Source organism: Microbacterium sp. NPDC007973, assembly GCF_042958465.1.
Lineage (GTDB): Bacteria > Actinomycetota > Actinomycetes > Actinomycetales > Microbacteriaceae > Microbacterium > Microbacterium galbum.
Window position 1 is genome coordinate 599,413 of record NZ_JBIBJJ010000001.1, and the last position, 13,640, is coordinate 613,052.

The window sequence follows — 13,640 nt, forward strand, 5'->3', positions numbered from 1 at the left end:
GCGCCGGCGGCGCCTCCCCCGGCCCCCCCCCCCCCCCCCCCGCCCCCCCCCCCCCCCGGGGGGGGGGGGGGGGGGGAGGGCGCCGCAGGACGACGTGGCGCGCACCCGCGGGTACGCGCCACTCGACGCCGCGACTCAGCGCTGGAAGCCGTCCGAGATGATCTCGATGAGCTCCTCGCGCTCCTCCACCGGGAGGAACGCCCCGGCAGCGGCGTTCAGCTGGAAGGCCTCGAGATCGTCGAGGCCGTACTCGAACGCCTCCGCCAGCAGCCCCAGCTCGCGCGTGAGCGTCGTCGCACTCATCAGGCGGTTGTCGACGTTCACCGTGACCGAGAAGTCGAGCTGGTACAGCAGGTCGAAGGGGTGGGCGTCCATGGTGTCGCCCCAGGCTTTGACGGCACCCGACTGCAGGTTCGACGTCGGCGACAGCTCGAGCGTGATCTCGCGGTCGCGCACCCAGCGCGCCAGGTCGCCGAATGTGACCTGCACGTCTTCTCCCTCGCGGGACACGACGTCGAGGTCGTTGGCGATGCGCACACCGTGGCCGAGGCGGAGGGCGCGCCCGTCGATCAGTGCGGAGCGGATGGATGCCAGGCCGGCGCCCTCCCCCGCGTGCACGGTGGTCGGGAAGAACTGCTCGGCGAGGTAGTCGAACGCGGCACGGTGGCGGCTGGGGAGGAACCCGTCCTCCGCCCCCGCGAGGTCGAACCCGACCACGCCCCGCCCGCGCCACGCGACGGCGAGCTCGGCGATCTCGCGCGAATTGTCGGTGTGGCGCATCGCGGTGAGGAGCTGACCGACGCGGATGTCGTGTCCGCGGGCGTCTGCGGCATCCTCTCCCTCCTCGATGCCCTCCTGCACGGCGTCCACGACGTCGTCGAGGCTGAGACCGCGGGTCAGGTGCTGCTCGGGCGCCCAGCGCACCTCGCCGTACACGACGCCGTCGGCGGCGAGGTCTTCGACGAACTCCTTCGCGACGCGCACGAGACCCTCGCGCGTCTGCATGACGCCTACGGTGACGTCGAACTTCTCGAGGTAGTCCTCGAGCGAGCCGCCGTCGATGTGGTCGCTGAACCAGGCCTTCAAGCCCTTCGCATCGTCGGCGGGGAGGTCGAGGTCGATCTCGTCCGCGAGCTCGAGCACGGTCTGCGGACGCAGTCCCCCGTCGAGATGATCGTGCAGCGACACCTTCGGGAGGTTCTTCACCTTCACGCCGTCGACGCGGAAGTCCTCGGTGGCTGTGCCCATGGGGGTGCTCCTCTTGCTGGATGCCATCACGCGGTGATGCGTTCGCGCACGATCGACGTCGCCGCCGGGGCGGTGTCGCCGATCTCCCACGCACCGTCGACCGCGTCGAGGGCGCGCGCGAAGCGCGTCTCATCGTCGGCCGACAGGGTGAACAGCGGCTGGCCGGCGGCGATGGACTGGCCCACCGTCACGTGCAGGTCGATACCCGCCGCGTGCACGACGGCATCCTCCGCCCGCGCGCGACCCGCGCCCAGACGCCAGGCCCCGATGCCGAAGGGCAGGGCGTCGACGCGCGTGACGACACCGGAGCGATCGGCGACGACCGTGTGCGTCTCGCGCGGGGTGGGGAGGGCCGCATCGGGGTCGCCGTCCTGGGCGCGGATCATGCGCTTCCATACGTCCATCGCGCGACCGTCGCGCAGCGCCGCCTCGACGTCGGCGTCGGGCCGGCCCGCCAGCGTGAGCATCTCGCGGGCGAGGGCCACGGTCAGCTCGACCACGTCGGCGGGTCCGCCTCCCGCCAGCACCTCGACCGACTCGCGCACCTCGTTGGCGTTGCCGATGGCGAGGCCCAGCGGGGTGTTCATGTCGGTGAGCAGCGCGGTGGTGTTCACACCCGAGTCGGTGCCGAGCGCGACCATCGTCTCGGCGAGCTCGCGCGCGCGGTCGATGTCCTGCATGAAGGCACCCGAGCCGAACTTCACGTCGAGCACGAGCGAGTCGGTGCCCTCGGCGATCTTCTTCGACATGATGCTGGAGGCGATGAGCGGAATGGCCTCCACTGTGCCGGTGACGTCGCGAAGCGCGTAGAGCTTCTTGTCGGCGGGCGCGAGGCCCGTGCCCGCGGCGCAGATGACCGCGCCCACGTCACGCAGCTGGGCCATGATCTCGTCGTTCGACAGCGCCGCACGCCAGCCGGGGATCGACTCGAGCTTGTCGAGAGTGCCACCGGTGTGGCCGAGCCCCCGGCCCGAGAGCTGCGGCACGGCGACGCCGAAGGCTGCCACCAGCGGCGCGAGCGGCAGGGTGATCTTGTCGCCCACGCCTCCCGTCGAGTGCTTGTCGACGGTCACCTTGCCGAGGGAGGAGAAGTCCATGCGCTCGCCCGACGCGATCATGGCGTCGGTGAGCACGCGGATCTGGTCGCGACCGAGGCCGTTCAGCAGCACCGCCATCGTGAACGCCGACATCTGCGCGTCCATGACGTAGCCGCGCGTGTAGGCGTCGACGAGCCAGCGGATCTCGCCCTCGGTGATCGCGCGTCCGTCGCGCTGAGCGCGGATGATGTCGACGGCGTCGTACGACTCCACCGATCCCTGAGCGCTCATCGCGCCGCCTCCTCGAGGTCGCGGGGCCCGAACGCGTCGGGCAGCACCTCGTCGATCGTCCGGATGCCGCTGACCGTTTCGAGCAGCATCCCGGGGATCGCGTGTTCGAAGAGCAGCTGACGGCAGCGACCGCACGGCATGAGGGTGCGTCCCTCGCCGTCGACGCACACGAAGGCCACCAGCTGACCGCCGCCCGACATGTGCAGCTCGGAGACCAGGCCGCACTCGGCGCACAGCGTCACGCCGTACGAGGCGTTCTCGACGTTGCATCCCGAGACGATGCGCCCGTCGGCGACGAGCGCCGCGGCGCCCACCTTGAAGCGGGAGTAGGGCGCGTAGGCGCGATGCATGGCGTCCGTCGCGGCGGAACGGAGTTCGTCCCAATCGATGTCGGTCATCGTGGTGCGGAGGGTCCTCTCGTGAAGGGGGAAGCGGGCTGGGTCAGCCCTTGATGTACGGTTTGCCGGCGGCCGCGGGTCCGCGGACCTTTCCGACGAGACCGGCGACGGCGAAGATCGTCACGACGTACGGCAGCATGAGCATGAACTCGCTGGGCACGGGCGATCCGATCACGCCGAGGGTGTTCTGCAGGTTCGATGCGAAGCCGAACAGCAGAGCCGCGAGCGTCGCCCGGATCGGGTCCCACTGGCCGAAGATGACCGCGGCGAGGGCGATGTAACCGGCACCCGCCGTCATCTCCTTGTTGAAGGCGCCGACCGAGCCGAGCGTGAAGAACGCGCCGCCGAGGCCCGCGATGGCCCCGCCCAGCGAGACGTTCCAGAAGCGCGTCTTGGCGATGTTGATGCCGACGGTGTCGGCAGCCTGCGGGTGCTCGCCCACCGCGCGAAGGCGCAGGCCCCAGCGCGTGTGGAACAGCCCGAGGTAGACCAAGGCGACCGTGACGTACATCAGGTAGACGATGACCGTCTGGTTGAACAGCATCGGTCCGATGATCGGGATGTCGGCCAGGAAGGGGATGGGCAGACGCGGGAAGCGGGGCGGCGAGTTCAGCGTCGCGGCGTTGGGCGCGAGGACCTGGGAGAACAGGAAGCTCGTCAGGCCCACCACGAGCACGTTGAGCACGACACCGACGATGACCTGGTCGACGAAGTACTTGATCGCGAAGGCCGCCAGCACGAACGATACGAGCACGCCGGAGACTCCGGCCGCGAGCAGCCCGATGAACGGGTTGCCCGTCGCGGTGGCCACGATCGCGGAGGTGAACGCCCCCGCGAGCAGCTGGCCCTCGATGGCGATGTTCACGACGCCGACGCGCTCGCTGAGCACACCCGCCATGGCACCGAAGATGAGCGGAACCGACAGGCTGAGTCCACCGGCCAGCAGACCGGTCAGCGGGATCACCGAGGTGGTCGCCCCCGCGGCCGCCCAGGTGAGGAAGCCGACCATGAAGACGAGGGCGAAGATCACGGCGAGCCAGATCGGGGGGCGACGGTGCGCCCGCACCATCATCGCGCTCGCGAGCGTGACCACGGCGAGCAGCACCGTGCAGACGATGCCTGTGACGACGCCGCCGAGGACGACCTCGGGCAGTTGCAGGAACTCACCGGGACTCGAGATGCGGAAGACGGCATCGCCGTCCTGACGGGCGACGATGAACAGCACGGCGGCCAGCACCGTGATGACGCCGTAGACAATGGGCGCCTTCCAGCTGACGACGACAGCGGTGTCGAGCGCCTCCGGAGCCGTGGCCTCGGGGTGTGCGGCGGTGGTGCTCACCGGGCCGCCTCCTTCTTCTTGGCGGCGCGCACCTTGGGCTGGCGCGCCCCGGGGGCCGGCAGACGGAAGATCGCGCGCACCAGCGGCGGCGCCGCGATGAAGAGCACGATGAGCGACTGCACGACCAGGACGATGTCGACCGGAACGCCGTTGGCCGCCTGCATGGCGAAGCCGCCGGCCTTGAACGCGCCGAACAGGATGCCGGCGACCAGCACGCCGACGGGGGTGGAACGACCGAGCAGGGCCACGGTGATGGCGTCGAAGCCGATACCGGCGTCGATGCCGCTCGAGAAGCCGGTGGTCACCGTGCCGAGCACCTGGTCGACGCCCGCGAGGCCCACGAGGGCTCCCGAGATGAGCATCGCGTAGACGTACATCGACTTCACGTTGATGCCGGCCACGCGCGCCGCGTTCGGGTTCAGGCCCACGGCGCGGAAGCGGAAGCCGAGCGACGAGCGCTCGAGGATCCACCAGACCACCGCGACGGCGACGAGCGAGAGCACGAAACCGAAGTGCAGGTTGTACCCGGAGCCGAAGAGGTCGGGGAACACCGCGGTGTCCTTCATCGGAGGGGTCGTGGGGTTGTTCGATCCCGGTGCCTGCAGCAGCCCGGGGGTGCGCAGGAGGTAGTACACGATGTAGAACGCGACGTAGTTCAGCATGATCGTCACGATCACCTCGTGCGCTCCGGTGCGCGCCTTGAGCACACCGGCGATACCGGCCCAGACGGCTCCCGCGACGACACCCGCGACGAGGGCGACGATCATGTGGATGCCCCACGGCAGGTCGAACGCGAAGGCGACCCATCCGCCGGCAGCGGCGGCGACGAGCATCTGGCCGCGGCCACCGATGTTGAACATGCCGACGCGGAAGGCAAGGGCGACACCGAGACCGGCCGCGATGAGCGGCGTGGCGAAGGTGAGCGTCTCGGTCAACGGCCGGATGCCGGTGGCGAACTCCGGACGACGGAAGTTGTAGATCGCGCCCTGGAAGAACGACGAGTACGCACCGGAGACCGACTGCCAGATGGCGGCGAGGGTGTCGCCCGGTCGCGCGAAGAAGTACCCCGCTGCGGCCTGCACGTTCTCGTCGGTGGCGGCGATCATGATGGCGCCGACGAGCAGGGCCAGGATGACGGCCAGCACCGAGATGATGGCGTTGCCGGTGGCGATCTCGCGGAGCGCCCGCCGCCAGCGGTTCTCGTCGTCCGCCGGTTCGGGGGCGACCACGCGTGCCTCCGTGGCGGGATCGATGCGGGATTCGCCCTCGAGGGCGAGGTCGGCCTGACCGGCCTCGGCGACCTCCGCGGCGCGCTCGGCGCGCGCGGCGGTCGGGTCGTGCGGGCTGTGCGGATCGCTCACGCCGCGACTCCTTCGTTCTGGGGCGCTTCGCCGGCCATCATGAGGCCCAGCACGTCGCGCGAGGTGTCGCCGGGGACGATGCCCACGACGCGACCGCGGTACATCACCATGATGCGGTCGGCGAGGGCGGTCACCTCGTCGAGCTCGGTGGAGACCACGATGACGGGGACTCCGGCGTCGCGCGTCTCGATGACGCGCTTGTGGATGAATTCGATGGAGCCGACGTCGACGCCACGGGTCGGCTGGGCCGCGACGAACAGGCGCAGGTCACGGCTCAACTCGCGCGCCAGCACGACCTTCTGCTGGTTGCCGCCCGACAGACGCCCCACGGGGGTCTCGATCGAGGGAGTGCGCACATCGAACTCGGTGACCTTCTCGCGCGCGAAGTCGGCGAGGGCGGACAGCTGGATCGCGCCGCCCTTGACGAACGGCGCGCCGTCGGCGCGGTCGAGCATGAGGTTCTCGGCGATGGAGAACTCCCCCACCAGGCCGTCTTCCTTGCGGTCTTCGGGGACGAAGCCCACTCCCGCGTCGAGGACCGCGCGCACGCTCCGTCCGTTCAGCTCCGTCCCGTCGAGAACGACGGAACCCTCGACGCGCTCCTGCAGCCCGAGCAGCGCCTCGGTGAGCTCGGTCTGACCGTTGCCCTGCACACCGGCGATGGCGAGCACCTCGCCCCGACGCACGTCGAAGCTGACGTCGTTGACGACGAGCTGTCCGATGGGGTCGACGACCGTGAGGTTCGACACCGAGAGGCCGACGTCGCCGAGCGTCGGCTCCTCCTTCTGCACGGTGAGCTCGACCGCGCGGCCGACCATGAGCGAGGCCAGCTCGGCGTTCGAGGCGCGCGGGTCGGCCTCGCCCACGACCTTGCCGAGGCGGATGACCGTGATGCGGTCTGCGACCTCGCGTACCTCGCGGAGCTTGTGGGTGATGAAGACGATCGAGGTCCCCGCGGCCTTGAGCTGGCGCATGATCGCCATCAGCTCGTCGGTCTCCTGCGGGGTGAGCACGGCCGTGGGCTCGTCGAAGACGAGCACCTTGGCATCCCGGGAGAGGGCCTTGATGATCTCGACGCGCTGCTGCACGCCGACGGGCAGGTCGTCGACGAGGGCGTCGGGGTCGACGTCGAACCCGAAGCGATCGGAGATCTCGCGCACTTTCGCGCGGGCGGCCGTGAGGTCGAGGCGACCGCCGACCTTGGTGGGCTCGTGGCCGAGCATGACGTTCTCGGCCACCGTGAAGACGGGGATGAGCATGAAGTGCTGGTGCACCATGCCGATTCCCGCGCGCATCGCGTCGCCGGGACCGGAGAAATGCTGGACGGCGTCGTCGAGCAGGATCTCTCCCCCGTCGGCCTGGTAGAGGCCGTAGAGGACGTTCATCAGGGTGGACTTGCCGGCACCGTTCTCGCCGAGCAGGCAGTGGATCTCTCCGGCCTCGACGGTGAGGTCGATGTGATCGTTCGCCACCAGGGACCCGAAGGTTTTCGTGATCCCGCGGAGTTCGAGCTTCATGTTCCCGATCCTAAGTTCTGTGGCATCGGACGAGGGAGGCGTCCGACGAGACCGACCCGCCTCGTGAGCGGATCGGCGTCTGGGGAGGAGGGGCGCAGGGCGCCCGCTCCATGAGGAGGGGAGGCCGGCATCGCGCCGGCCTCCCCTGGAGAGTGGAGTTCTCTCAGCCGGCCAGGTAGGACTCGACCTTGATCTTCCCGCTGATGACGTCGGCCTTCAGCGCGTCGACCTTCGACGACAGGTCGGCCGGGACACGGTCGGACCAGTCGTGGAACGGGGCCAGGCCCACGCCGTCGTTCTCGAGCGTGCCGACGAACGGGGCGGTGTCGAACGAGCCCTCGCCCGCGGCGACGATCGCGTCCTTGGTGCCCACGTCGATGCCCTTGAGGATCGAGGTCAGCAGCAGGTCGCCGATGCCGGGGTCGGTCTCGTACACGTCGGCGTCCACGCCGACGAGCGCGATCTCGCGGCCGGAGTCCTGGATGGCGACGGCGGCCGACTGGTAGATCGGGCCACCGACGGGCAGCAGCACGTCGACGTTCTGGTCGATGATCGCCTGCGCGGTCTGGCGCGCGGTGTCGTTGGCCTCGAAGCCACCGGTGAACGAGCCGTCCTTGGCGGTGCGGTCCCACCCGACGACGCGCACGGACGCGTTGTTGTCGGTGTTGTACTTCTCGACGCCCTGGGCGAAGCCGTCCATGAAGATCGTCACGGTCGGGATGTTCATGCCGCCGAAGGTGCCGACGACGCCGGTCTTCGACGTGCCCGCGGCCAGGTAGCCGGCGAGGTACGCCGCCTGAGCGGTGTCGAAGATGATCGGCTTGATGTTCGGGGCGTCGGTGGTGCCGTCGAAGTTCTGGTCGACGGTGTCGTCGATCGAGACGTACTGCAGGTCGGGGTTCGCCGTGGCGGACTCCAGTGCGGCGGGGGCGAGCAGGAAGCCGACGGTGATGATGGTGTTGCAGCCCTGGTCGACGAGGTTCTGCAGGTTCGACGCGAAGTCGGTCTCGGACTGCGACTGCACCTCGATGGGCTTCTTCGAGCCGAGCTCGGAAGCGGCGGCGTCGAGGCCCTCCTTGCCGAGCTGGTTGAACGACTTGTCGTCGAATCCACCCGAGTCGGACACCATGCAGGGCAGGTAGTCGCTGGCGCCGGCGGCGGCACCACCGGATGCGCCGTTGCTCTCGGGTGCGGCGCCGCAACCGGCGAGCAGCGCCGCGGCGCCGATCATGGCGAGGCCGCTGACGACGGCCTTCTTCGTGGTCTTCACGAATGGTCCTCCAAGACGGATGCCCCCAACGGGTTCGGGGGACGATCCCGTCACGTTACCTACTGTGTCGGCGGGCTTGCGTCCACGAGAGCCCCGCGCGCATCAATGGTTACAAAGACGCAATCTCGCGTCACGCGACCGCCACACGCCGCAGCGAGCTAGACACTGGATGCCACGCGGCACGGCATCCGGTGTCAACGGCATCCGCTGTCAGAGGACGTCGCCGCGGCCGGTGAGCTTGAGGGCGTCGACGACGCCCTTCACGCGCTGCGCGTTCTCGCTCGTGGTCACCAGGAGCGCGTCGGGGGTGTCGACCACGACGATGTCGCGCACGCCGATGAGGCTGATCACGCGCTTGGTCTGCGAGACCACGATGCCGCTGGAGGCGTCGGAGAGCACGCGGGCGTCCTCACCCAGGATCGCCAGCTCGTTGCGTCCGCCCGAGGAGTTCAGTTTCGACAGGCTCGCGAAGTCGCCCACGTCGTCCCAATCGAAGTGCCCCGGGATGACCGCCAGGCGCCCCTTCTCGGCGGCCGGCTCGGCGACGGAGTAGTCGATGGCGATCTTCTTCAATCCCGGCCAGATGCGGTCGACCGCGGGGCCGCGACGATCGCGGTCGTCCCACGCCTCGGCGAGCTCGAGCAGCCCCGCATGCAGTTCGGGCTCGTTGACGGCGAGCTCGGCGAGCAGCACGTCGGCGCGGGTGATGAACATGCCCGCGTTCCAGAGGTACGCGCGGTCCGAGAAGTACTCCTTCGCGGTGTCAAGGTCGGGCTTCTCGACGAAGCGCTCGACCATGTACGCCTCGGGAGCGTCGTCGACGATGAGCTCGTCGGACTGCTTGATGTAGCCGAAGCCGACGGAGGGCTCGCTCGGCTGGATGCCGATGGTGCAGATGTATCCGGCCCGTGCGACGGCCACGGCCTGACGAACGGCGAAGTCGAACTGACGCGTCTGGCGGATGACGTGGTCGGCGGCGAACGAGCCGATGATGACGTCGGGCTCGCGGCGCACGAGGATGGCGGCGGCGAGACCGATCGCCGCGGAGGAGTCGCGCGGCTCCGATTCGAGGAAGACGTTGTGGTCGGGGACGCCGGGGAGCTCGCGTTCGACGGCCGCGCGGTGGGCACGGCCCGTCACGACGGCGATGCGGTCGGCACCCGAGAGCGGGGCGAGGCGATCCCACGTGTCGCGCAGCAGCGTCTGGCCCGACCCGGTGAGGTCGTGGAGGAACTTGGGGGCGTCGGCGCGCGACAGCGGCCACAGGCGGCTGCCGATCCCACCGGCGGGGATAACGGCGTAGAAGTCGTCGATAGCGATGTCGGCCATGGCTCCGACCCTACTGCCCGCGCGCACGCGTGCTTTTCCGCGCGGTGACGGGTGATCGACGGCACCGGAACGCGACGTCGGCGGCCTCCGAAGATATCTCGATGTCGAGAGAGTCTTAGGCGGCCCTAATCCCCGCCGTTCATAGGCCGGACGTAGTATTCGATGGCGCCCGTGTGACGCTCGGACCCGCGTGGGTCCCACACCGTGTTCGATCAGGGAGGACGACCGTGTCAGCACCAGCACGTGCCACGCCGTCGGTGAAAGAGACCACTTCGAAGAGGCCTCGCGGCACTCTCTACCGCGGCCGTGAGGGCATGTGGTCGTGGGTCCTTCATCGCATCACCGGGGTGGCGATCTTCTTCTTCCTCCTCGTGCACATCCTCGACACGGCGCTCATCCGCGTTTCGCCCGAGGCCTACGACGCCGTCATCGGCACCTACAAGAACCCGGTCATGGGTCTCGGCGAGGTGGCTCTGGTCGGCGCGATCGCCTACCACGCGTTCAACGGCCTGCGCATCATCCTGGTCGACTTCTGGCCGTGGGCCACGCGCCACCAGCGTCAGCTGTGGTGGGGCGTGCTCGGCCTCTGGGTCGTCACCATGCTGGGATTCACCCCGCGCCACCTGATCAACGTCTTCAGCGCCGTCACCGGGAGCCACTGATGTCCGTCGCCCAAGAAGCCGCCACGATCCCCGCGCCCCGCACTCCTGCCGTGCGCAAGAAGGGCACCAACCTCGAGAAGTGGGGCTGGATCTACATGCGCGCCTCCGGCGTGCTGCTGATCGTCCTGATCTTCGGCCACCTCTTCGTCAACCTCATGACGGGCGAGGGCATCCACCAGATCGACTTCGCGTTCGTCGCGGGCAAGCTCGCCTCGCCGTTCTGGCAGTGGTGGGACGTGCTGATGCTCTGGCTGGCCCTCATCCACGGCGCCAACGGCATGCGCACGATCGTGAACGACTACGTCACGAACGCCCGCATCCGCACGATCCTCGTGGGCTCGCTGTGGGTGTCGGCCGGGTTCCTCATCCTGCTCGGCACGCTCGTCGTCTTCACCTTCGACCCCTGCCTCGGCGTGACCGAGAGCAGCTCCCTGTGGGACGTGTGCCAGGCGGCCTGAGCCGACGGCATCCCTTCTTTCCCCTGACAGCAGAGGTATCGCACACGTGAGCACTCAGACCAGCTCGGACTCGATCGTCAAAGACGGCGTCCACTACCACCAGTTCGACGTCGTCATCGTCGGCGCGGGCGGCGCAGGAATGCGCGCGGCCATCGAGGCCGGCCCCGGCGCGAAGACCGCCGTCATCTCGAAGCTCTACCCCACGCGCTCGCACACCGGTGCGGCGCAGGGCGGCATGGCCGCGGCGCTCGCGAACGTCGAAGAGGACTCCTGGGAGTGGCACACCTTCGACACCATCAAGGGCGGCGACTACCTCGTCGACCAGGATGCCGCGGAGATCCTCGCCAAAGAGGCCATCGACGCCGTCATCGACCTCGAGAACATGGGCCTGCCCTTCAACCGCACGCCCGAGGGCAAGATCGACCAGCGCCGCTTCGGCGGTCACACGGCCGATCACGGCAAGACCCCCGTGCGCCGCGCGTGCTACGCCGCCGACCGCACCGGCCACATGATCCTGCAGACGCTCTTCCAGAACTGCGTCAAGCTCGGCATCAACTTCTTCAACGAGTTCTATGTGCTCGACCTCATCACGGTGAAGGATGCCGCCGGCAAGACGCAGATCGCCGGCGTCGTGGCCTACGACCTCGCGACGGGCGAGCTGCACGTCTTCCAGTCCAAGGCCGTGGTGTTCGCGACCGGCGGCTTCGGCAAGATCTTCAAGACCACCTCCAACGCGCACACCCTCACCGGTGACGGCGTCGGCATCGTGTGGCGCAAGGGCCTGCCGCTCGAGGACATGGAGTTCTTCCAGTTCCACCCCACCGGCCTCGCCGGTCTCGGCATCCTCCTCACCGAGGGCGCCCGCGGTGAGGGCGCCATCCTGCGCAACGCCAGCGGCGAGCGCTTCATGGAGCGCTACGCCCCCACCATCAAGGACCTCGCTCCCCGCGACATCGTCGCCCGCTGCATGGTCCAGGAGGTGGCCGAGGGCCGCGGCGCCGGTCCCCACCGCGACTACGTGCTGCTGGACTGCACGCACCTGGGTGCCGAGGTGCTCGAGACCAAGCTCCCCGACATCACCGAGTTCGCCCGTACCTACCTGGGGGTCGACCCGGTCGTCGAGCCGGTGCCCGTCATGCCGACCGCGCACTACGCGATGGGCGGCATCCCGACCAACATCAAGGCCGAAGTGCTCGCCGACAACGACACCGTCGTCCCGGGCCTGTACGCGGCCGGCGAGTGCGCGTGCGTCTCGGTGCACGGCTCGAACCGTCTGGGCACCAACTCGCTGCTCGACATCAACGTCTTCGGCAAGCGCGCCGGCCGCAACGCCGTCGAGTACGTCAAGACCGCCGAGTTCGTGCCGCTGCCCGAAGACCCCGCCGCCGAGGTGCGCGGCCTGATCGAGGGCCTGCGCAGCAACAGCGGGACCGAGCGCATCGCGGTGCTGCGCAAGACGCTGCAGGACGAGATGGACAAGGGCGCGCAGGTGTTCCGCACGCACGAGTCCCTCGCGCACGTCATGGATGTGATCGCGGACCTCCGCGAGCGCTACAAGAACATCCACGTCGACGACAAGGGCAAGCGCTTCAACACCGACCTGCTCGAGGCGGTCGAGCTCGGGTTCCTGCTCGACCTCGCCGAGGTCGTCGTCTACTCGGCGCAGAACCGCGAGGAGAGCCGCGGCGGTCACATGCGCGACGACTTCCCCACGCGCGACGACGAGAACTACATGCAGCACACCATGGCGTACCTGTCGGGCGACCCCCACTCGTCGCACCCCGCCGACCACATCGAACTCGGCTGGAAGCCCGTGGTCTTCACCAAGAACGAGGCCGGGGAGCTGCGCTACCCGCCGCTGGAGAGGAAGTACTGAGATGGCATCCACCGTCATCGAGCAGGTCGACACCTCGGAAGAGGTCGAGCAGACTCCTGAGGACACCGGCATCCAGTCGTTCCTCGTCACCTTCAACATCCGCCGCTTCGACCCCGAGGTCGACGACGAGCCCCGTTGGGTCGACTACGACGTGGAGCTGTACTCCACCGACCGCGTGCTCGACGCCCTGCACAAGATCAAGTGGGAGGTCGACGGTTCGCTGTCGTTCCGCCGCTCGTGCGCGCACGGCATCTGCGGATCGGATGCCATGCGCATCAACGGTCGCAACCGTCTCGCCTGCAAGACCCTGATCAAGGATCTCGACATCTCGCAGCCGATCTACGTCGAGGCGATCAAGGGCCTGCCCCTCGAGAAGGACCTCATCGTCGACATGGAGCCGTTCTTCGCCTCCTACCGCGAGGTGCAGCCCTTCCTCATCTCGAACTCGAAGCCCGAGGCGGGCAAGGAGCGCATCCAGTCGATCGTCGACCGCGAGGTCTTCGACGACACGACCAAGTGCATCCTCTGCGCCGCGTGCACCTCGTCGTGCCCCGTGTTCTGGACGGACGGGCAGTACTTCGGCCCCGCTGCGATCGTCAACGCGCACCGCTTCATCTTCGACTCGCGCGACGACGCGGGCGACGTGCGCCTCGACATCCTCAACGACAAAGAGGGCGTGTGGCGCTGCCGCACCACCTTCAACTGCACCGAGGCGTGCCCCCGTGGCATCGAGGTCACCAAGGCCATCGCCGAGGTCAAGCAGGCCGTCCTCCGCGGCGGTCGCTGACCCCTCCCCTCTCGAACGGCGGGTGCGCGCAGGCGGACCCGCCGTTCGGCGTTCGTGGCGCCCCTCT

General features: G+C 68.9%; 12 protein-coding genes. 4 read left to right on the forward strand and 8 right to left on the reverse strand.

The genetic code is table 11. The annotated features are described in order from the left end of the window. Nucleotides 1-135: 135 nt before the first annotated feature. From ACFZA2_RS03035 to ACFZA2_RS03070, 8 genes are all read right to left on the reverse strand, one after another. Nucleotides 136-1,248 (reverse strand): adenosine deaminase, encoded by a 1,113-nt coding sequence (locus ACFZA2_RS03035; protein WP_391400427.1) that lies wholly within the window; start codon nucleotides 1,246-1,248, stop codon nucleotides 136-138. Nucleotides 1,249-1,274: 26 nt separating this feature from the next. After that, nucleotides 1,275-2,576 carry a thymidine phosphorylase gene (locus ACFZA2_RS03040; protein WP_391400430.1) on the reverse strand — a complete coding sequence of 434 codons (1,302 nt, stop codon included), beginning with the start codon at nucleotides 2,574-2,576 and terminating at the stop codon, nucleotides 1,275-1,277. Beyond that, nucleotides 2,573-2,974 carry a cytidine deaminase gene (locus ACFZA2_RS03045; RefSeq protein ID WP_058231121.1) on the reverse strand — a complete coding sequence of 134 codons (402 nt, stop codon included), beginning with the start codon at nucleotides 2,972-2,974 and terminating at the stop codon, nucleotides 2,573-2,575. The genes ACFZA2_RS03040 and ACFZA2_RS03045 overlap by 4 nt, the downstream gene beginning before the upstream one ends. A gap of 43 nt (nucleotides 2,975-3,017) precedes the next feature. Further along, complete coding sequence (locus tag ACFZA2_RS03050) at nucleotides 3,018-4,313, reverse strand: ABC transporter permease (protein WP_391400434.1); 1,296 nt, start codon at nucleotides 4,311-4,313, stop codon at nucleotides 3,018-3,020. Then, on the reverse strand, nucleotides 4,310-5,674 hold the full coding sequence (locus ACFZA2_RS03055) for an ABC transporter permease (protein ID WP_391400437.1): 1,365 nt from the start codon (nucleotides 5,672-5,674) through the stop codon (nucleotides 4,310-4,312). Before ACFZA2_RS03055 ends, ACFZA2_RS03050 begins: the two co-directional genes overlap by 4 nt. Next, on the reverse strand, nucleotides 5,671-7,191 hold the full coding sequence (locus ACFZA2_RS03060; RefSeq protein WP_391400440.1) for an ABC transporter ATP-binding protein: 1,521 nt from the start codon (nucleotides 7,189-7,191) through the stop codon (nucleotides 5,671-5,673). Before ACFZA2_RS03060 ends, ACFZA2_RS03055 begins: the two co-directional genes overlap by 4 nt. 163 nt (nucleotides 7,192-7,354) lie before the next feature. Further along, nucleotides 7,355-8,461, reverse strand: a complete 1,107-nt coding sequence (locus ACFZA2_RS03065) for a BMP family ABC transporter substrate-binding protein (RefSeq protein WP_315993378.1) — start codon at nucleotides 8,459-8,461, stop codon at nucleotides 7,355-7,357. A 210-nt stretch (nucleotides 8,462-8,671) separates the two neighbouring features. Further along, nucleotides 8,672-9,790 (reverse strand): mannose-1-phosphate guanylyltransferase, encoded by a 1,119-nt coding sequence (locus ACFZA2_RS03070; protein WP_076674157.1) that lies wholly within the window; start codon nucleotides 9,788-9,790, stop codon nucleotides 8,672-8,674. A 227-nt stretch (nucleotides 9,791-10,017) separates the two neighbouring features. Here ACFZA2_RS03070 and sdhC point away from each other — a divergent pair, with 227 nt between their 5' ends. Genes sdhC through ACFZA2_RS03090 form a run of 4 tightly spaced genes read left to right on the forward strand, consistent with a single transcriptional unit; the run spans nucleotide 10,018 to nucleotide 13,573 of the window. Further along, entirely contained in the window at nucleotides 10,018-10,452 is a 435-nt protein-coding gene (sdhC, locus tag ACFZA2_RS03075; protein ID WP_074615813.1) for a succinate dehydrogenase, cytochrome b556 subunit, read from the forward strand. After that, complete coding sequence (locus ACFZA2_RS03080) at nucleotides 10,452-10,910, forward strand: succinate dehydrogenase hydrophobic membrane anchor subunit (protein WP_391400445.1); 459 nt, start codon at nucleotides 10,452-10,454, stop codon at nucleotides 10,908-10,910. Before sdhC ends, ACFZA2_RS03080 begins: the two co-directional genes overlap by 1 nt. Before the next feature lie 46 nt (nucleotides 10,911-10,956). After that, nucleotides 10,957-12,786 (forward strand): succinate dehydrogenase flavoprotein subunit, encoded by a 1,830-nt coding sequence (gene sdhA / locus ACFZA2_RS03085; protein ID WP_391400448.1) that lies wholly within the window; start codon nucleotides 10,957-10,959, stop codon nucleotides 12,784-12,786. Nucleotide 12,787: 1 nt separating this feature from the next. Continuing rightward, the gene (locus tag ACFZA2_RS03090) at nucleotides 12,788-13,573 is read left to right on the forward strand and encodes a succinate dehydrogenase iron-sulfur subunit (RefSeq protein ID WP_391400450.1); all 786 of its coding nucleotides are present in this window, start codon (nucleotides 12,788-12,790) and stop codon (nucleotides 13,571-13,573) included. Nucleotides 13,574-13,640 lie beyond the last annotated feature (67 nt).